This is a genomic window from Neorhizobium tomejilense, from assembly GCF_964254135.1.
Taxonomy (GTDB): Bacteria; Pseudomonadota; Alphaproteobacteria; order Rhizobiales; family Rhizobiaceae; genus Neorhizobium; species Neorhizobium tomejilense.
Genome location: NZ_CAXUSO020000001.1, coordinates 2,672,073 through 2,689,208 on the forward strand (window position 1 = coordinate 2,672,073; position 17,136 = coordinate 2,689,208).

At 62.5% G+C, this 17,136-nt stretch carries 21 protein-coding genes; 8 read left to right on the plus strand and 13 right to left on the minus strand.

What is annotated here, in order from left to right; translation table 11 throughout:
- Positions 1-46 precede the first annotated feature (46 nt).
- A complete protein-coding gene (locus ACSQ3G_RS13645; protein ID WP_436110414.1) occupies positions 47-439 on the minus strand; it encodes a RidA family protein in 393 nt (130 codons plus the stop codon).
- Positions 429-1,856 (minus strand): aldehyde dehydrogenase family protein, encoded by a 1,428-nt coding sequence (locus ACSQ3G_RS13650; protein WP_436110415.1) that lies wholly within the window; start codon positions 1,854-1,856, stop codon positions 429-431. Before ACSQ3G_RS13650 ends, ACSQ3G_RS13645 begins: the two co-directional genes overlap by 11 nt.
- A gap of 352 nt (positions 1,857-2,208) precedes the next feature.
- Here ACSQ3G_RS13650 and ACSQ3G_RS13655 point away from each other — a divergent pair, with 352 nt between their 5' ends.
- Positions 2,209-3,126 carry a DUF4344 domain-containing metallopeptidase gene (locus ACSQ3G_RS13655; protein WP_436110416.1) on the plus strand — a complete coding sequence of 306 codons (918 nt, stop codon included), beginning with the start codon at positions 2,209-2,211 and terminating at the stop codon, positions 3,124-3,126.
- Between the two features lie 70 nt (positions 3,127-3,196).
- Here the strand turns inward: ACSQ3G_RS13655 and ACSQ3G_RS13660 are convergent, their stop codons facing one another.
- The 4 genes from ACSQ3G_RS13660 to galE all read right to left on the minus strand — a co-directional run bounded on the left by ACSQ3G_RS13660 (position 3,197) and on the right by galE (position 6,606).
- Positions 3,197-3,811, minus strand: coding sequence for an alpha/beta hydrolase (locus ACSQ3G_RS13660; protein WP_436110417.1), 615 nt, complete (start codon positions 3,809-3,811; stop codon positions 3,197-3,199).
- 26 nt (positions 3,812-3,837) lie between these two features.
- The gene (locus ACSQ3G_RS13665) at positions 3,838-4,770 is read right to left on the minus strand and encodes a VOC family protein (RefSeq protein ID WP_436110418.1); all 933 of its coding nucleotides are present in this window, start codon (positions 4,768-4,770) and stop codon (positions 3,838-3,840) included.
- A 142-nt stretch (positions 4,771-4,912) separates the two neighbouring features.
- Positions 4,913-5,605: a uracil-DNA glycosylase gene (gene ung, locus ACSQ3G_RS13670; protein ID WP_436110419.1), complete on the minus strand. Its 693-nt coding sequence runs from the start codon at positions 5,603-5,605 to the stop codon at positions 4,913-4,915.
- An 11-nt stretch (positions 5,606-5,616) separates the two neighbouring features.
- Entirely contained in the window at positions 5,617-6,606 is a 990-nt protein-coding gene (gene galE, locus ACSQ3G_RS13675) for a UDP-glucose 4-epimerase GalE (protein ID WP_105400297.1), read from the minus strand.
- A gap of 106 nt (positions 6,607-6,712) precedes the next feature.
- Here galE and ACSQ3G_RS13680 point away from each other — a divergent pair, with 106 nt between their 5' ends.
- The 3 genes from ACSQ3G_RS13680 to ACSQ3G_RS13690 are packed head-to-tail and all read left to right on the plus strand — an operon-like array spanning position 6,713 to position 7,762.
- Complete coding sequence (locus tag ACSQ3G_RS13680) at positions 6,713-7,072, plus strand: type II toxin-antitoxin system RelE/ParE family toxin (protein ID WP_436110420.1); 360 nt, start codon at positions 6,713-6,715, stop codon at positions 7,070-7,072.
- Positions 7,062-7,385: a helix-turn-helix domain-containing protein gene (locus ACSQ3G_RS13685; RefSeq protein ID WP_436110421.1), complete on the plus strand. Its 324-nt coding sequence runs from the start codon at positions 7,062-7,064 to the stop codon at positions 7,383-7,385. The genes ACSQ3G_RS13680 and ACSQ3G_RS13685 overlap by 11 nt, the downstream gene beginning before the upstream one ends.
- A gap of 20 nt (positions 7,386-7,405) precedes the next feature.
- The gene (locus ACSQ3G_RS13690; protein ID WP_105414712.1) at positions 7,406-7,762 is read left to right on the plus strand and encodes a YbaN family protein; all 357 of its coding nucleotides are present in this window, start codon (positions 7,406-7,408) and stop codon (positions 7,760-7,762) included.
- Positions 7,763-7,773: 11 nt separating this feature from the next.
- Here ACSQ3G_RS13690 and ACSQ3G_RS13695 read toward each other — a convergent pair whose 3' ends face one another.
- The 3 genes from ACSQ3G_RS13695 to ACSQ3G_RS13705 are packed head-to-tail and all read right to left on the minus strand — an operon-like array spanning position 7,774 to position 10,525.
- A complete protein-coding gene (locus tag ACSQ3G_RS13695) occupies positions 7,774-8,556 on the minus strand; it encodes a heme ABC transporter ATP-binding protein (RefSeq protein WP_436110422.1) in 783 nt (260 codons plus the stop codon).
- Positions 8,553-9,641 carry a FecCD family ABC transporter permease gene (locus tag ACSQ3G_RS13700; RefSeq protein WP_436110423.1) on the minus strand — a complete coding sequence of 363 codons (1,089 nt, stop codon included), beginning with the start codon at positions 9,639-9,641 and terminating at the stop codon, positions 8,553-8,555. Before ACSQ3G_RS13700 ends, ACSQ3G_RS13695 begins: the two co-directional genes overlap by 4 nt.
- Positions 9,641-10,525 carry a heme/hemin ABC transporter substrate-binding protein gene (locus ACSQ3G_RS13705; RefSeq protein WP_105437935.1) on the minus strand — a complete coding sequence of 295 codons (885 nt, stop codon included), beginning with the start codon at positions 10,523-10,525 and terminating at the stop codon, positions 9,641-9,643. Before ACSQ3G_RS13705 ends, ACSQ3G_RS13700 begins: the two co-directional genes overlap by 1 nt.
- Positions 10,526-10,689: 164 nt before the next feature.
- On the opposite strand from ACSQ3G_RS13705, the gene hmuQ reads away from it, so the two are divergent.
- The gene (hmuQ, locus tag ACSQ3G_RS13710; protein ID WP_105437936.1) at positions 10,690-11,037 is read left to right on the plus strand and encodes a heme-degrading protein HmuQ; all 348 of its coding nucleotides are present in this window, start codon (positions 10,690-10,692) and stop codon (positions 11,035-11,037) included.
- An 8-nt stretch (positions 11,038-11,045) separates the two neighbouring features.
- On the plus strand, positions 11,046-11,564 hold the full coding sequence (hutX, locus tag ACSQ3G_RS13715; RefSeq protein WP_436110424.1) for a heme utilization cystosolic carrier protein HutX: 519 nt from the start codon (positions 11,046-11,048) through the stop codon (positions 11,562-11,564).
- Positions 11,565-11,854: 290 nt separating this feature from the next.
- Here the strand turns inward: hutX and ACSQ3G_RS13720 are convergent, their stop codons facing one another.
- Both ACSQ3G_RS13720 and ACSQ3G_RS13725 read right to left on the minus strand, forming a co-directional pair.
- The gene (locus ACSQ3G_RS13720; RefSeq protein ID WP_037076914.1) at positions 11,855-12,085 is read right to left on the minus strand and encodes a hypothetical protein; all 231 of its coding nucleotides are present in this window, start codon (positions 12,083-12,085) and stop codon (positions 11,855-11,857) included.
- Between the two features lie 111 nt (positions 12,086-12,196).
- The gene (locus ACSQ3G_RS13725; RefSeq protein WP_105400291.1) at positions 12,197-12,385 is read right to left on the minus strand and encodes a DUF3008 family protein; all 189 of its coding nucleotides are present in this window, start codon (positions 12,383-12,385) and stop codon (positions 12,197-12,199) included.
- 241 nt (positions 12,386-12,626) lie between these two features.
- Here ACSQ3G_RS13725 and ACSQ3G_RS13730 point away from each other — a divergent pair, with 241 nt between their 5' ends.
- Together ACSQ3G_RS13730 and ACSQ3G_RS13735 are read left to right on the plus strand one after the other, a co-directional pair.
- On the plus strand, positions 12,627-13,421 hold the full coding sequence (locus ACSQ3G_RS13730; protein WP_105400897.1) for a nucleotidyltransferase family protein: 795 nt from the start codon (positions 12,627-12,629) through the stop codon (positions 13,419-13,421).
- A gap of 107 nt (positions 13,422-13,528) precedes the next feature.
- Positions 13,529-14,215 carry a metallophosphoesterase family protein gene (locus ACSQ3G_RS13735; RefSeq protein ID WP_105400896.1) on the plus strand — a complete coding sequence of 229 codons (687 nt, stop codon included), beginning with the start codon at positions 13,529-13,531 and terminating at the stop codon, positions 14,213-14,215.
- Positions 14,216-14,415: 200 nt separating this feature from the next.
- Here ACSQ3G_RS13735 and lpdA read toward each other — a convergent pair whose 3' ends face one another.
- Together lpdA and ACSQ3G_RS13745 are read right to left on the minus strand one after the other, a co-directional pair.
- Positions 14,416-15,813: a dihydrolipoyl dehydrogenase gene (gene lpdA / locus ACSQ3G_RS13740; protein ID WP_436110425.1), complete on the minus strand. Its 1,398-nt coding sequence runs from the start codon at positions 15,811-15,813 to the stop codon at positions 14,416-14,418.
- Positions 15,814-15,828: 15 nt separating this feature from the next.
- Positions 15,829-17,133 (minus strand): dihydrolipoamide acetyltransferase family protein, encoded by a 1,305-nt coding sequence (locus ACSQ3G_RS13745; RefSeq protein WP_436110426.1) that lies wholly within the window; start codon positions 17,131-17,133, stop codon positions 15,829-15,831.
- Between the last annotated feature and the right edge of the window lie 3 nt (positions 17,134-17,136).

Here is a 17,136-nt window from a genome sequence, read left to right on the forward strand (position 1 = left end):
CCGCGATGCGGATGACCCGGGAGAGGTTTCTCTATTCGGCGTTGCTTCAAAACACCTTCGCCGCCGTCACCTCCACTTCGACCAGGAATTCGGCGCGGGTGAAGCCACCGACGATGATCAGGGTCGAGGCCGGTTTCGGATCGAGCGTATAGCGGTCGCGCGCCGCCATATAGGCCGGAAAATCCTCGCGGCTGGTGACGAAGCCGGAAATGCGGATGACGTCCGAATAGGTCATGCCCGCCTCTTCGAGGATCGCGCCGATTGCCTTGAAGCAGAGTTCTGCCTGCCCTGCCACGTCCGGCGGGATCCTGTCTTCCGGCGAAATGCCGAGCTGGCCGGAGGTCACCAGCAGGCTTGCGCCCGGTGGGACGAGCAAACCATGATTATAGCCGCCGAACGGCTTGCGGACGGAGGGAGGATTGAAGGTCTTAAATGCCATAACCGACGATACCCTTGATTTCGAGGAAGTCGTGAATGGCCCAGTCGGCGTATTCGCGGCCGTTGCCGGATTGCTTGAAGCCGCCGAAGGGCGCGAAGAGATCCCATTCGGGATAGTTGATGAACACCGAACCGGCCCGCAGCCGCGCCGCCACCTTGCGGGCATGGGTAAGGTCGCCGGACTGGACATAGGCGGCAAGCCCGTAGGGCGTGTCGTTGGCGATCTCGATTGCCTGTTCCTCTGTCTCATAAGGGAGGATCGACAAGACCGGCCCGAAAATCTCCTCGCGGGCGATGGTCATGTCGTTGGTGACGTTTCCGAACACGGTCGGGCGGATATAATAACCGCGGTTGAGATTTTCCGGCCGGCCGGGGCCTCCGGTGACCAGCGTCGCACCTTCGGTGATGCCCGCCTCGATCAGCCGCTGGATCTTGTCGAACTGGATCTGGCTGACCACCGGGCCGAGATCTATGCCGTCGGCGCGCGGATCGCCGGTCTTGAGCTTTTCAGCCGCAACCTTGGCAACCTGAAGTGCCTCGTCGTGACGCCTGGCCGGCACCAGCATGCGGGTCGGCGCGTCGCAGGATTGGCCGGAATTGCCAAAGCAGGCGGTCACGCCGTCCGCCACCGCCTTTTCGAATTCTGCATCCGCCAGGATGATGTTGGGCGACTTGCCGCCGAGCTCCTGCGCCACGCGCTTCACCGTATCGGCGGCGGTCTTGGCGACGATCACGCCGGCGCGGGTCGAGCCGGTGAAGGACACCATGTCGACATCCGGATGGCCGGCCATCACCTGCCCGACGTCCGGACCGGTGCCGTTGACGAGGTTGAAGACGCCTTTCGGCGTACCGGCAGCCTCCATCACTTCCGCAAAGATGATGCCGCTGATCGGCGCGATCTCGGAGGGTTTGAGCACCATGGTGCAGCCGGCGGCAATCGCCGGTGCCACCTTGCAGACGATCTGGTTGAGCGGCCAGTTCCACGGCGTGATCAGAGCGCAGACGCCGATCGGCTCTTTCACGATGGTCGTCGTGCCGCGCGTCTCGGTGAATTCGTAGGCTTCGAACGCCTCGATGGTCGCCTTGAGATGCCCCTGCCCGGCGGCGGCCTGCGCGTCCCGGGCAAAGCCGATCGGCGCGCCCATTTCCTGGGAAACGGCTTGCGCGATATCCTCGTAACGCTTTTCGTATTCGGCAAGGATGCGGCGGAGCAGCGCCAGCCGCTCCTCCTTCGACCACTGAGAGAAAGACGCGAAAGCGGCCTTGGCGGCTGCGACGGCCTTGTCCACATCCGCCTTGGAACCGAGCGCGATCCGCGTATAGGCCTCCTCAGTGGACGGGTCGATGACGTCGAGCGCGACCGGAATGACCGGCTCGACCCAGACACCGTCGATGAAGAATTTCAAGTGGTTGCTCATGGGAAACCTCCGCGCGTCGAGGAAATGGTGAGCCACTATCGGCCATCGCCATCGCCCTCGCAAGCCCGCCGGATGCCTCGAAAAGAGGAAGTGCGGAGGCTTGTTCCATCGCCACGCAGCGCGCGGCAGCCGACGTCTTTGCTCTTGCAGGCCAGGGAAAGCCGGGCGATTTCAACAAATCTTAAATGTTCGTGAAACTCATCGAAACATATCAGCAACAATACCGCTTCATCCGAACTTAAAAGCTCGATGTTACGGAATAGATCGACCTTGCGACGACCAAGCGACTTTCCGCAGCGCTGGGCCATGGACGCGACAGATCAACACGGCTTTCAGAAAGCAGGCAGGCCCGATGCGACGCAGCCTTCTCCCTCTCGCCCTTCTCGGGCTTTTTGCGCTGCCCATGCCCGACGCACAAGCGACGGCCCTCACCGACGATCTTCAGGGTCTTTCAAAGAAGCAGGTCGAGGACAGCGTCGAGTTCGCATTCGGCAATGCGCTGTTTTTCCTGTTTCATGAAGCCGGACACATGCTGGTTTCGGAATTCAACCTGCCGGTTCTTGGCCGTGAGGAGGATGCGGTGGACACGCTTTCCACACTGCTCCTGCTGGAGGCCGACGATGAAGTTTTCGACACGGCGCTGACCGATTCCGTCGATGGCTGGACGTTTTCCGCAGAGGCCAGCGAGGCGGCCGAACAGGAACTGGCCATGTGGGACGTCCACGCGCTCGACCGCCAGCGCGCCTTCAGCATGGTCTGCATGATGGTCGGCAAGGATGCGGAGAAATTCAAGGAATCGGCCGACAACCTCGAATTTCCGGCGGAACGCCGCAGGCAGTGCGTCGGCGAATATCTGAAAGCCCATGACAGCTGGTTCGGCCTCCTGAAACCGCACCTGCGGACCGACGGGCAGAACAACAAGTTTACGATCACCTACAAGAAGCCGGAAAACAAGGAACTCGAGGACTATGCGGACCTGACGAAGACGGCGAAGGTTCTGGATATCCTCGCCGAGCTTCTCTCGGGGCTCTACAAGCTGGAGGACGGCATCAAGCTGACGGCCGCCGAGTGCGGCGAACCGAATGCCTATTGGTCGTCGGGCGAGCGGGAAGTGATATATTGCTATGAGCTGATGCAGTGGCACATGCAGACCGTCGCCAAGTATTTCAAAGAGGAAGAGGGCAAAACGGGCGACAGCGAAGAGGCGGTCGACGACGAGAAAAAGCCCACCCTCCAGAACCTGTTCGGCAAGGCAACCGCCCGCTGGTAGAGAGCGCCCGCAAAAATACGCCCGGCATCAGCCTTCACAAGCCTGATGCCGGGCGTTTTCATTGTCGCGTTCAAGCGCCATAGGGCGCAAAGAACGTCTTGGCGGCTTCGATCTCGTTGGGACGGATCTCGTGCCCGCCGCCATGCCATTCCAACGTCACCGCGTCTCCCTGTCGCCTGAAATAGTCGGCGAGTTCGTCGGTCTGCTGGACGGAACTGATCGGGTCGTGCTGGCCGGCCGTGATCAGAACATGGGCCTTGGCTTCGGCCTTGCGGTCCTCAGGCTTGAACGGGATCAGCGGATGCATCAGCACGCCCGCCTCGAACAGGCCGGGCTTCTCGATCATGATATTGGCGAGAATGTTCGCACCGTTGGAAAAACCGAGGCCAAGCACGGTCGAGGAACCGTAGCGTTCCCGGTTGGCGGCGACGAATTCGCTCATCCGCTCGGTCGCCCGGGCTAGATCCTCGCAATCGTAGACACCTTCGGCCTTGCGCCGGAAGAAGCGTGCCGCACCATGTTCGGAAATGTCGCCGCGCGGCGAGATCACCGTGGCGCCCGGCAACAGCCGGCCGCCGAAATCGAAGAACTGGTTTTCATCGCCGCCGGTGCCGTGAAAGACGAACAGGATGGGCGCTCCGGGTGCACCGGGGCGCGCCCGGTGCACATAACTGTCGTAGCTCATGATGGTCTCCTTGGACGCTGCGCTGACTAGGCGTCCAGCGGTTCGAGATGTTGTTCGAGCGTTGCCCGCAGATGTGCGTGCTGTGCGGGCAGCTTCAGGGCCTCGCCGAGATGGGCGGTATCCTCGTCCCGATCGAAGCCGGGTTCGTTGGTGGCGATTTCGAACAGCACGCCGCCCGGCGTGCGGAAATAGATCGCCCAGAAGTAATCGCGGTCGATGACCGGAGTGACCTGGTAACCGGTGTCCATCAGCGCCTTGCGGACTTCGAGCTGCTTTGCGCGGTTCTCGACCGCAAAGGCAATGTGGTGGACCGAGCCGGCACCGAGATTGGCGCGGGCAATGTTCGGCATGGTTTCGATGTCGATGACATCGGCACCGTTGCCGCCCGGCATGGCAAGCCTGAGCACGCCGTCCTTGTTGTCGACCTGGCTGTAGCCCATGAACTTCAGGAGTTCGGCGGTAGCACCTTCATCGCGAAGACGAAGCGAAGCGGAGTGGAAGCCGCGGATCGCGTGATCTTCGGAAATGCCGTTGCCGACGAATTGCTTGCGGGCATCGTCCTTGACTTCAACGAGCGCGAACCCGTCGCCATCCGGACCGGCGAAATGCAGGCGGTTTTCACCGAAGGCCGTATCGGCCTTGATGCCTTCCGCCCCGGCCTTGGTCAGGCGATCGGTCCAGAAGCCGAACGAGCCTTCCGGAACCGAGAAGAGCGTCGTGCCCACTTCGCCGGTGCCCTGACGGCCACGGGCGATATGCGGGAACGGGAAATAGGTCATCACCGAACCGGGAGAACCGACTTCGTCGCCGTAATAGAGGTGGTAGACATCCGGCGCGTCGAAGTTGACGGTCTTCTTGACCCGGCGAAGGCCGAGCGTGTCGGTGAAGAACTTGTTGTTGGTGCTGGCGCTGGCAGCCATCGATGTGACGTGGTGCAGGCCTTTGATCTGGTCGAGCATTTTAAACCCCTTGTCTCGGAGCCGCCTGTGCGGCCCGCTTTCTGAGGTAAAGATGGTGGAACGACCGGCAATTGGATAGACGCGACCATCCGAACGCATTGTTCACTCTGCGTAGACGACCATTGGTTAATCGTTCACAGAATTAGACTTGTTCCGGCAAGCGCCAGTCGACCGGATCCTTGCCGATCGACTGCAGATAGGCATTCGCCTTGGAGAAAGGTCGAGATCCGAGAAAACCGTTATGGGCCGACAGCGGCGACGGATGCGCCGAGCGCAGCACCAGATGGCGCTGCTGATCGACAAACGCCGCCTTCTTCTGGGCGTAGGAGCCCCAGAGGATGAAGACGACGCCGTCGCACTCGTCGTTGACGGCCCGGATCACCGCATCGGTGAACCGTTCCCAGCCCTTGCCCTGATGCGAGGCGGCCCTCGCCTCCTCGACCGTCAGCACGCTGTTCAGGAGCAGGACACCCTGTTCCGCCCAATGTTCGAGGCATCCGTGCCTGGCCGGCGGAATGCCGAGATCCGTCTCCATCTCCTTGTAGATGTTGACGAGCGACGGCGGGACGCGCACACCCGGACGAACGCTGAAGCAAAGCCCATGCGCCTGGCCGAAGCCGTGATAGGGATCCTGGCCGAGGATCACCACCTTCACCTCGTCGAGCGGCGTCAGATCGAGCGCGCGGAAATATTCCGAGCCTTTTGGAAAAATGCGTTTGCCCGCTTCCTTTTCGGCAACCAGGAAGCGGCGCAATTCGCTCATATAGGGATTGGAAAACTCAGGCCCGAGCGCATGTTTCCAGCTTTCCTCGAGCTTGACCTCGCCTTCCGCCATGTCTTGGCCCTTCAGATCACATGATGGTTGGAGCGGGAATGCCAATCCCAGGCCGAACGGATGATATCGTTCAGGCTGTATTTCGGCTCCCAGCCGAGCACCGCCCGCGCCTTGTCGTTATTGGCGACCAGCGAGGTGGAATCGCCTTCGCGCCGGCCGGTATATTCCACCGGGAACGGTTTTCCGGAAACCGCCGAGATCGCCGCGAGCAGTTCCTTCACCGTCGTGCCGGTGCCGGTGCCGAGGTTGAGCTCCACCGTCTCCCCGCCTGCGAGAAGATAATCGACCGCCCGCACATGCGCGTCGGCCAGATCGAGCACGTGGATATAGTCGCGCACGCAGGTGCCGTCGCGGGTGTCGTAATCGTCACCGAACACCTTGAAACCCTGACGACGGCCGAGCGCCGCCTCGATCGCGAGCGGGATTGCGTGGGTCTCAGGCGTATGCCACTCGCCGACCCGGCCCTCGAAATCGGCGCCGGCCGCATTGAAATAGCGCAGCATGACCGATTTCAGGTCCCTGTAGGTGCCGTAATCCTTCAGCGCCTGCTCGACGATGAATTTGGTACGCCCGTACGGGTTGATCGGCGCCTGTTTATGGGTCTCGTCCATCGGCACGCGATCCGGCAGACCGTAGGTAGCGCAGGTCGAGGAAAACACGAAGGCTTTTACGCCCGCATCGATCGCCGCCGACAGCAGCGTCAGTGCACCGATCACGTTGTTGTCGTAGAAGGCCACCGGGTTCTTGACCGATTCACCCACCTCGATCAGCGCTGCGAAATGCAGCACCGCGTCCGGCTTGTGTTTGGCAAACACCTCATCGAGCCGGGCACGATCGCGGATATCGCCCTCTTCCAGCTCACCCCAGCGCACGAATTCCGCATGCCCGTTGGAGAGATTGTCGAAGACGATCGGCTGATAACCTCGCTCGGCGAGCACCAGGCACGTATGGGAACCGATATAGCCGGCCCCGCCGACCACGAGTACTTTCTTCACTGACATCATTTCCCCTGCGGTTATTGAAGCCGGCGGCACTATAACCGGCGGCGGCCGAAAAGCCAGCACCAAGCCACATTGAAAAGCATAGCACCTGGTGCTATATAAAATCATGAGCGGCCGGGTGTTCAAAACTGCGTGGTTTGCCAAAGCGGCAAAGAAAGCCCGGATATCGGATCGCGAGCTTTGCAACGCCATTGCTCAGGTTGCCCTGGGCCAGGCGGACGACCTCGGCGGCGGCGTGTTCAAGAAACGCCTCAACGACAACCGGCACCGGTCGATCATTCTGGCAAAGGCGGGCGAGTTCTGGGTCTATGCCTATCTGTTCGCCAAACAGGATCGGGCCAATATCGATGATGACGAGCTGGCGGCTTTCCGCAAACTGGCCGAGCTTTACCGCCGGAAGACACCCGGCGCTTTGGATGCGGAACTGAAGAGCGGCGCACTGGTGGAGATTTGCAATGGCAACTAACCGGAAATTCAAGAGCGATGCTTTCGAGGCGATCCATAGCGCCGTGGAAGGCATGTACCAAGCCGGCACGATCGACAAGGAAACGATGCGGACCTTTGACGAGACCTGCCTTTCGGTACCGGTGGAACTTGGACCTGAGGAGATCAAGGCCTTGCGGGAGGGCAATCACGTCAGCCAGCCGGTCTTTGCCCGATACCTCAACACCAGCGAATCGACCGTGCAGAAGTGGGAGACCGGCGCCAAGCGCCCGAGTGGACCCGCGCTGAAACTTCTGGACATCGTGCGCAAACATGGTCTTCAGATGCTGGCCTAACTTTTCATTTAAGAGCTTTCATGCGTCTTCTCTTTCTCGCCCTCGGATGGCTGTTCGTCGCAATCGGCATTGTCGGCGCTTTCCTGCCTGTCCTGCCCACTACGCCGTTTCTGCTGCTGGCGGTGGCCTGTTTCGCCCGCTCCTCGCCACGGCTGGAGGCATGGTTGCTCGAGCATCCGAAATTCGGGCCTTCGCTGCGCAGCTGGCGGGAAAAGGGTGCGATCGCGCGGAAGGCGAAGATCGCCGCCATTTCGCTGATGGCGGTGAGTTATGCGGTGTTCTGGTTCGGCACCTCGCCGCCATTGTGGCGGGCGGCGCTGGTCGCCGCGGTCATGCTCGGCTCGGCGACCTTCATCGTCACCCGCCCGGACACCTGATCATCCAATCGTCAGCGGTGTCGCGATTGCGGCAATACGTAGGGGATGTGGGCTGCCGGCAGGCGGCCGACGGCACCGGTTATTCCATAGACGCTGGCGATGATTTCATCGTTCACCGTTTCCGTGCAGGCGCCTTCCGCCACCACCCGGCCGTGGTTCAGTACCACGAGATGGTCGGCGAATTCGGCAGCCAGGTTGAGGTCGTGCAGGATGGCGAGCACGATCCCGCCGGCATTGGCGAAGTCGCGGGCGATTTCCAGCACCGAGATCTGGTGTCCGAGGTCGAGGCTGGCAGTCGGCTCATCGAGGAACAGCGCCCGCGGCACGCCGTCCGCGACCGGCTGCGGCACCTGCGCGAGTGCGCGTGCGAACTGCACCCGCTGCTGCTCGCCGCCCGACAGCGATGGATAGGGCCGGCTTTCGAAGCCGCGCAGGCCCACGCGTGACAAGGCTTGGCGTGCCTGCTCGGTCGGATTGAGGCCCCCTTGCGCGACAGCGCCCATCCGGACGATTTCAAGCGCGGTGAACGGAAAGGCGAGTTGCGTCGCCTGAGGCAACACCGCCCGGCGCCTGGCAAGTTCGACCGGCTGGCAGAGATCGACGCTGGTGCCGTGATAGCTGACGAAACCGGCATCGGGGTTCATCTCCCCGGAGATCACCTTCATCAGCGTCGATTTGCCCGCGCCGTTCGGGCCGATGACCACGGTGAAACGCCCCGCTTGGAGATCGAGGCCGACATTGTCGAGCAGCTTTCGGCCCGAGCGGGTGACGGTGACATGTTCGGCGGAAATCATGGCATGTCCCGCGTGGTGATGCCGTTTTTACCCAGCAGCAGGAAGAGGAAGACCGGAGCGCCGAACAACGCGGTGATGACGCCGATCGGCAGTTCCGCCGGAGCAGCGACGGTGCGCGCGACGCTGTCGGCAACCAGCAGCAGCGCACCACCGCCGAGCGCCGAACCCGGCAGCAGGAACCGGTGCGACGGCCCCATGACGAGGCGCAGCAGATGCGGCACGACGATGCCGACGAAACCGATCGAGCCGGCGACAGCGACGGTCGAGCCGCAGGCGGCGGCGACAGCGACGATGACGATCTTCTTCAGCCGCTGCACCGGTATCCCCATATGGAACGCGGCCGCATCGCCAAGCACCAGCGCATCGAGCCCGCGCGCCACGAAGGGCATGATCACCATCACCGTGCCGACGAAAGGCAGGATGGACAATACCCGGCCGAACGTGGCCCCCCCGAGCGAGCCGAGGTTCCAGAAGGTAATGTCGCGCAGCTGCCGGTCGTCGGCCATGACGATCAGCAGGCCCATGAGCGCGGCCGAAAGCGCACCGATCGCGATGCCCGACAGGATTAGAGTCGTCGTCGAGGTCCGCCCGTCGCGGGTGGCGATGATGTAGAGCGCCCAGGTGTTGAAGAGACCGCCGAAGAAGGCCATCAGCGGCAGGAACTGGTTGCCGAGCACCATGGCGACCGGCGCCAGGATGCCGTTGCCGAGCACGATCGCCGCAACGGCGGCAAGTCCCGCGCCGGAAGTGACCCCGACGATGCCGGGATCGGCAAGCGGATTGCGGAACAGGCCCTGCATCATCGCGCCGGAGACGGCAAGCCCGGCGCCGACCAGAAGGCCGAGCGCGGTGCGCGGCAGGCGGACCGCCTCGAGGATCACGCGGTCCTGGGTCGAAAGGCTGGCGCTGTTACCGGTCGCGTAGGTCCAGAGATCACGCAGGCCGACGCCCGTCGGGCCGATGCCGAGCGAAAGCAGGCACGCGACAAACAGCATCACCGCCAGCAGAAGAAGCACGATGACGCCCTGGCGCGTCCGGTCTCCATCGGCAGCAACGCGGAAGGGCATCGCCAGCGCCTTCATCATCAGTTGATCGCCCCCGGATAGATCCGGGCCGCGAGCGTGCGGGCAGCGTCCGGCGTGCGCGGGCCAAAGCCGAGCAGCAGCAGGCCATCCATGGTGACCAGCGCCTTGTTGGCGGCAGCCGGCGTCGTCTGCATCGACGGTATCGCGAAAACCTGTTCCGGCGTGATCGTGTGGTCGCCGCGCGACATGGAGAGCACTACATCCGGCTTGGTGGCGATGACGGCTTCGTCGGCAAGCGGCTTGTAGCCGTTGATCGTCGGCGCGGCATTGATACCGCCGGCCATTTCGATCACGGCGCCCGCTTCCGTGTCGGCACCGCCGGCCATGACGCGGTTATTGGCGAGCGACAGCACGAACAGAACCTTCTTTTTCGGGCCGGGGATCCTGGCAACGTCGGCGGCGAGCTTCTTCAGTCCGTCTTCCGTCTTTACGGCAAGGGCGTCAGCCTTGTCGGAAAGCCCGACCGCCGCACCCACGTCGCGGATCTTCCTGCCGATCGCATCCACCTTCGGCGGCGTCGGGATGACGACCATCGGCACTTCGCTGGCTTTCAGGATTTCGATCACCGGCGGCGGGCCGGAACCCTCCTCCATCAGGATCAGGTCAGGCTTCTGGCCGAGAATGCCCTCCGCAGACAGGGCGCGCATGTAACCGACATCGGGCTTGGAATTGGCCGCATCCGGATAGAAGCTCGTCGAGTCCCGTGCTACGATCCGGTCCTCGGCGCCGAGCGCATAGAGGATCTCGGTAATCGTGCCGCCGATGGAGACGATCCGCTTGGCTTCCGGATTGCCTTTGTCGGATGCAGCGGCAACGCCCGCGACGAGACCGGTGCCCAGGAGGACGGCTGCGAAAAGCCCCCTCAAGGTGAAGGAAGACCCCATGATACTCTGCTCCTTGTCTGCCCAAACCGAGGCGCAACAGGGCCTCAGGTCCGCCTGGCCGGCGGCGATAACTTGAGTTGACTACGCAAGTTTTTTAGGCTTTTCAAGGGGACCGGCCGCAGATATCTTGAGCCGAAAGTGAAACTTTAAGTGAGGGACTATCCATGTATATCGCGATGAACCGATTCCGCGTCGTGCCGGGCTATGAAGAAGCGTTCGAGGCCATCTGGCGCGGTCGCCAGGGCCGCCTCGCGGAGCTGCCCGGTTATGTCGAATTCCACATGCTCAAAGGCCCCAAGGCTGAAGATCACACCCTCTACGCATCCCATACCCTCTGGGAAACCTTCGAGGACTTTCAGGCCTGGACGAAATCGGAACAGTTCCGCGCCGCCCATGCCAAGGCCGGCGAGAACCGCGGCAAGGTGGAATATCTATCGGGCCCGCATTTCGAAGGTTTCGAAGTGATCATTCACGAAGACAAGAACGGCGTGCGCGCCGACATAGCAGCCTGAGGCTCCTGATGAACGCCGTTTCCGAAATCAAGCCGGACCGTCGCGAACGGGCACTCGCCGCGTTGGCGGAGAAGCCCGACGGCGTCGTCGAGGCGATCGCCGCCAAGGCTGACGTGACGCCCGCCGAAATCCTCGAAATCCTGCCGAAGGGTGCGGCGGTCATCGCCGACAAGGAGAGGTTCGCGGATATCTGGGCCGAGATGACCACCTGGGGCGAAGTCCTGTTCATCGTTCATACCGAAGACATCGTGCTGGAAGCCGAAGGCAGCCTGCCGATGGGTTCGGAAGGCCATGGCTGGTTCAACATCCACGGCGACAGCCCGATCGGCGGTCACATCAAGAAGGAGAACTGCGCCTCCGTGACCTTCGTCGACCGCGCCTTCCACGGCCGTCGCTCCTGCTCGGTCTGGTTCATGAATGCCAAGGGTTCGGCGATGTTCAAGGTCTTCGTCAAGCGGGATGCCGCGCGCGAACTGATCGCCGAGCAGCTTCAGAAGTTCGAAACACTGCGCGACAGTTTCGCCTGAGCCTCAGCGATTCTGTGAGTTTTGGTGATTCGGGCGAAAAATAACCGTCCGAATCACTTGCCGGGCGGAACCTTTCGTTTTCCCCTGCATTGGAGGGCCGTGGCAGGGCTTGCGGAGTGGGTTGGCTGCGTGATGATCGTTTAGCCAAGTGCCGCCCTTGAAGGTGGTTGTCATGAGAAAGAGGCGCCGCCGCGCCCATAGGCGGACCGATCGCTTGTGAGAGGCAAGCGATCTTTTAGCGGCGCGGCGCGCTTCAACGATTTTCAGGTCTCATCGGGCCTAAAAGCTGCCTAGAGGGCCGGCACCCATTTCCAGAAAACGCCTTCCATCCGCTCCGGATAATATTTGAATTCGCACTCGAAGCGGCGGCCATAGGCCTCGGCCGCCTTCAAAGCCGCCTCACTCACCGGCTTCATGCCCGTTCCCGGCGCAAACCAGTCTTCCATCAGGTCATCCGGAATATAGACACCTATCCTCAGCGGCAGGGCGGTCAGCGTTGCATCGAGTTCTTCAGGCGGCATGGTTTCTTCCTCCACGAAAAGGCGGGCGCTCCGAAGAACGTCCGTCTTTCCGGGAAGTTCCGGTCTCGGACCGGCAGCCCGATCGGGGCGTCGAGGCAAATCGGCATCCCGTCAGTGGTGGGCGGTGTGATCCGGCTTGCCCTTGCGCTTGGTCGAGGCGAAATCCTCGAGCTGCTTTTCGCTCATGGATTTCTCCATGCCCTTCGAAGCACCCTTGAGTTCGCTCTTCTTCATGTCGCCGCGTTTCGCAGCAAGTGCGGCACCGGCCGCCTTCTGCTGTGCTTTGGATTTCGCTGGCATATCTGCCTCCTCGAGTTTGCACACCAAATCCAACAGCCAACCGCGGCTTTGGTTCCCCGACAATCCCGGGCGCTGGCACAGCCCATATCTCGAAAACGACGCAAAGCGGAACCTCCGGGCATGCCCGGGTGTTCCTCTGCGCGAAGCAAAATTCGGAGATCCCGTAATGAATGCTGAAGCGAATGCCGCGCAGAACCTGCCGAGGGAGAAGGCCACCCATCCGGTCGATACCATGCCGGGGATGGAGGTGAAGGCTGCGCCGACGCTTGCCGACGCGGATTCCGAAGCCTTTGTCGCCGAAGCGGTCGAGGATCTCGCCAACTGCCATATCCCGTTCCTGCTGGCCGGCACGTTTGCCATCAGTGCCTATACGGGCATCACCCGTCAGACGAAGGATCTCGACATTTTCTGCAAGGCCGGCGACTACGCCCGCATCCTCGCCCACTTCAAGGACAAGGGTTATCATATCGAGGTGGAGGACGACCGCTGGCTCGGCAAGGTGAAGAAGGGCCGGCACTTCTTCGACGTCATCTTCGCCGCGTCGAACGGCACCATGCCGATCAGCGATGCGTGGTTCGAAAACGCCCGCCAGATCGAGATGAACGGCCACAAGGTGCGCATCATCGCGCCGACTGAACTCATCTGGTCGAAATGTTTCGTCCAGCTCCGCCACCGCTACGACGGCGGAGATATCGTCCACATGATCCTGCGCGCCCATGACCAGATCGATTGGGAGCGGCTGCTGAGCCATATGGAAGTGCATTGGGAAGTGCTGCTGATCCACCTCCTGAATTTTCGCTGGATCTACCCGACCGAGCGCGACAAGGTCCCCGACTGGCTCCTGGACGAGTTGCTCGACCGCCTGAAGGCGCAGCGCGAACTGCCGCTGCCGCAGATGAAGATCTGCCGCGGCCGCATGTTCAGCCGCGTGGATTTCGAGATCGACGTCAAGGAATGGGGTTTCGCCGATGTCGGCGGCGAAGGTGACCTTCGCGACGGCGTCGAAGAGGAAATGGCCCAAGGAGGCTTAGCGTGAGCAAAGCGACAGACGCGAAGAGCGACACCGCCCAGACGGAAACAAGAAAGGCCGACACGACCAAGGCATCCACGAAGAAGGCGAACGGCAAGCAGCGGATCGCCGCCATGGGCGACCTGCACATCAAGGAGCACGGCTCGGCGTCCTACAGGGAGCTCTTCAGCGAGATCTCGCAAGCCGCCGATATCCTGGTCCTGACCGGCGATCTGACTGATCTCGGCAAACCGAAGGAGGCGGAAATACTGGCCGCCGACCTGCGCTCCTGCTCGATCCCGATCGTCGGCGTGCTCGGCAATCACGATTACGAATGCGGCTGCGTCGAGGAGGTCACCCATATCCTGAAAGATGCCGGCATCCACCTGCTGGAAGGCGAGGCCGTCGAGATCAATGGCGTAGGCTTTGCAGGTGCCAAAGGTTTCGCAGGCGGTTTCGGCCGCCACATGCTCGGGTCCTTCGGCGAGCCGGCCATCAAGGCGATGGTCACCGAAAGCGTCGAGGAAACCATGCGGCTCGAAAACGCGCTGCGCCAGGTTCGCTCGGAGCGGGCCATGGTCATTCTGCACTACGCACCGATCCGCGAGACCGTGATCGGCGAGCCGGAGGAAATCTACCCGTTTCTCGGCTCGTCGCGTCTTGCCGAAACCATCGACCGTTTTCCAGTCTCCGCCGTGGTCCACGGCCATGCCCATCGCGGCACCTATCATGGAAAGACCCCCGGCGGCGCTCCGGTCTACAATGTCGCCTCGCATATCGAAAAGCCTACGGGCAAACCGTATGCGCTGCTGGAGTTGTAAGGACCATCTTTGTTGAGATAGCCCCTCATCCGGCTGCCGCCACTTTCTCCCCGTCTGACGGGGAGAAGGGATATGACGCGCCAATCAACGTGGGCACGGGCAATACCGGAGATAGAGGGAAAACGGCGCTCGGATTTCCTTCTCCCCGCGAGCGGGGAGAAGGTGCCCGACAGGGCGGATGAGGGGCAAACCCTTCCCCTTCACATATGCAGCGCATGTCCCAGCGCCTTCAGCGCCGCCTCGGCAAACGCTTCGGACTGCGTCGGATGCGCATGGATTGTCCCGGCGACATCCTCCAGCCTCGCCCCCATTTCGACAGCCAGCCCGAAGGCAGCCGAGAGTTCGGAGATGCCAGCCCCGACCGCCTGAATGCCGAGCACAAGGTGATTGTCGGCGCGCGCCACCACCCGCACGAACCCTTCCTCCGCCGATAGCGTCATCGCCCTTCCGTTGGCGGCGAACGGAAACTGCCCGACTTTGATCTCGCGGCCCTGCGCCTTCGCCTCGTCCGGCGACAGGCCCACGGAAACGATTTCCGGGTCGGTGAAGCAGACGGCGGGGATGGCCCGCTTGTCCCAGGAACGGCGCTTGCCGGAGACGATCTCGGCCACCATCTCGCCCTGCGCCATTGCCCGGTGCGCCAGCATAGGCTCGCCGGTCACGTCGCCCACCGCATAGATGCCGCGCATCGAGGTGCGGCACTGCTCGTCGACCTTCAGGAACCGGCCGTCCATATCGAGCTCCAGCTCCTCGCGGCCCCAGCCTTCGGTCACCGGCTTTCGTCCGACCGTGACGAGGATCTTGTCGGCAGCGATGCGTTTCTCCTCGCCGGAGCCGGTCTCTGCCAGCAGCGCCTCGCCGTTCGAAGACAGGCCCTTGACCTTGGTGCCGAGCAGAACCTCGACGCCCAAAGCCGCGAGCCGCTTGGCGACCGGCTGGGTAAGCTGCGTATCGTAGAGCGGCAGGATGCGGTCGAGCGCTTCGACGATCGTCACCTTCGCTCCGAGCTTCGCAAACGCGAGCCCAAGTTCGAGGCCTATATACCCGGCCCCGACCACCGCCAGCCTCTCCGGCACCTCGGCCAGGGACAGTGCACCGGTCGAGGAAATGACCTTGCCCCCGAACGGCAGCATCGGCAGTTCGACCGGCGCCGAACCGGTGGCGATGACGATGTTTTCGGCACGGATGACCTGCTCGCCGGTTTCGGTTTCCACCGCGACCGTCTTGCCGTCCCGGAATTTTGCCCGGCCGACCACGATCTTGACGCCGGCCTTCTTCAGGAGACCGGCAACGCCCAGCGTCAGCCGGCCGGTAATGCCGTCCTTCCAGGACATGGTTTTGGCAAGGTCAATAACGGGATTGTCGGCCTTGATGCCCATCGCATTTTTGCCGGCCGCCATTGCGACGGTCTTCGTGAAATCGTCGGCTGCATGGATGATCGCCTTGGAGGGAATGCAGCCGATGTTGAGGCAGGTGCCGCCCGGTTTCGCCATTTCGACGATGACCGTATCGATCCCCAACTGGCCGGCCCGGATGGCGCAGACATAGCCTCCCGGACCGGCCCCGATGACGAGGAGCTTGCAGGTGATCTCTTTCATTATTCTTCTTTCACCTCACTCCTCGACGAAGATTAGCGCCGGCGTTTCCATCAGCGCCTTCAGGCGCTGCACGAATGTCGCGGCATCCCAGCCGTCGATCACCCGATGATCGAAGCTGGAGGACAGGTTCATCATCTTGCGCGGCACGAACTGCGCCCCGTCCCAATGCGGCCGGACGGCAAGCTTGTTGACGCCGATGATCGCCACTTCCGGATGGTTGATGACCGGCGTCGAAACGATGCCGCCCATCGCGCCGAGCGAACTGATGGTAATCGTCGAGCCGGACAGTTCCTCGCGCAAGGCCGTGCCGTTCTTGGCGGCATCGCTTAGACGGGCCACTTCCCGGGCGCAGTCGAAAATGTCGCGCGCTTCCGCATGTTTGACCACCGGCACGACGAGGCCCGACGGCGTCTGCGCCGCGATGCCGATATGCACGCCGCCATATTGGCGGATGACACCGGCCTCGTCGTCGTAAAGCGCGTTGATGCCCGGCTGTTCGCCGATCGCCTTCACCATCGCCCGCATCAGGAAGGGCAGGATGGTGAGTTTCGGTCGGCCGGGCTTCTGGGTGCCGTTCATGCGGGTCCGCAGCTCCTCCAGCGCGGTCATGTCGACCTCCTCCACATAGGTGATGTGGGGAATGCGGGATTTCGACAACGCCATCTTTTCAGCGATGCGGCGGCGCAGGCCGACGACCTTGACCTCCTGAACCGCTTTGTTCGGCTGCAGCCCGGCAGCAACACCCCCGCCGCCGCCCTGGCTGTCGAGGAACAGATCCAGATCCTCATGGGTAATGCGGCCGGCCAGACCGGTGCCCGGCACCTGCCGAAGATCGACGCCTGCCTCCTTCGCCCGAAGACGGACGGCCGGCGGCGCCAGCGGCTTTTCTCCCTCGGCACGGGGGGCTCCGACATTCCTCGGAGCAGATGAAGCCGCCGGCCTCTGAGGAATAGCCTCCGGAGCAGGCTTCGGCCTTTCCACCACCGGCTCGGACTGCTTCTGCGGTTCGACGGACAAAGCTTCGGGCTGGGATAGCGGAAGTTCGATCTCCGGCTCCTCCTCACCATCGGCGCCTTCGCTCACGATCCTGATTTTGAGGATGACGGTGCCGGTTGCAATGATGTCGCCGATCTCGCCGTGCCGAAAGGTCACCTCGCCTTCCACGGGCGATGGGATCTCGACCGTCGCCTTGCCGGTCATCACGGCCGCGAGCACCATGTCCTCACGGACCAGGTCGCCGACGTCGACGTGCCATTCGACCAGTTCAGCTTCCGCGACGCCTTCGCCGACGTCCGGCAGCTTGATGAGTTTTTCCGCCATGTC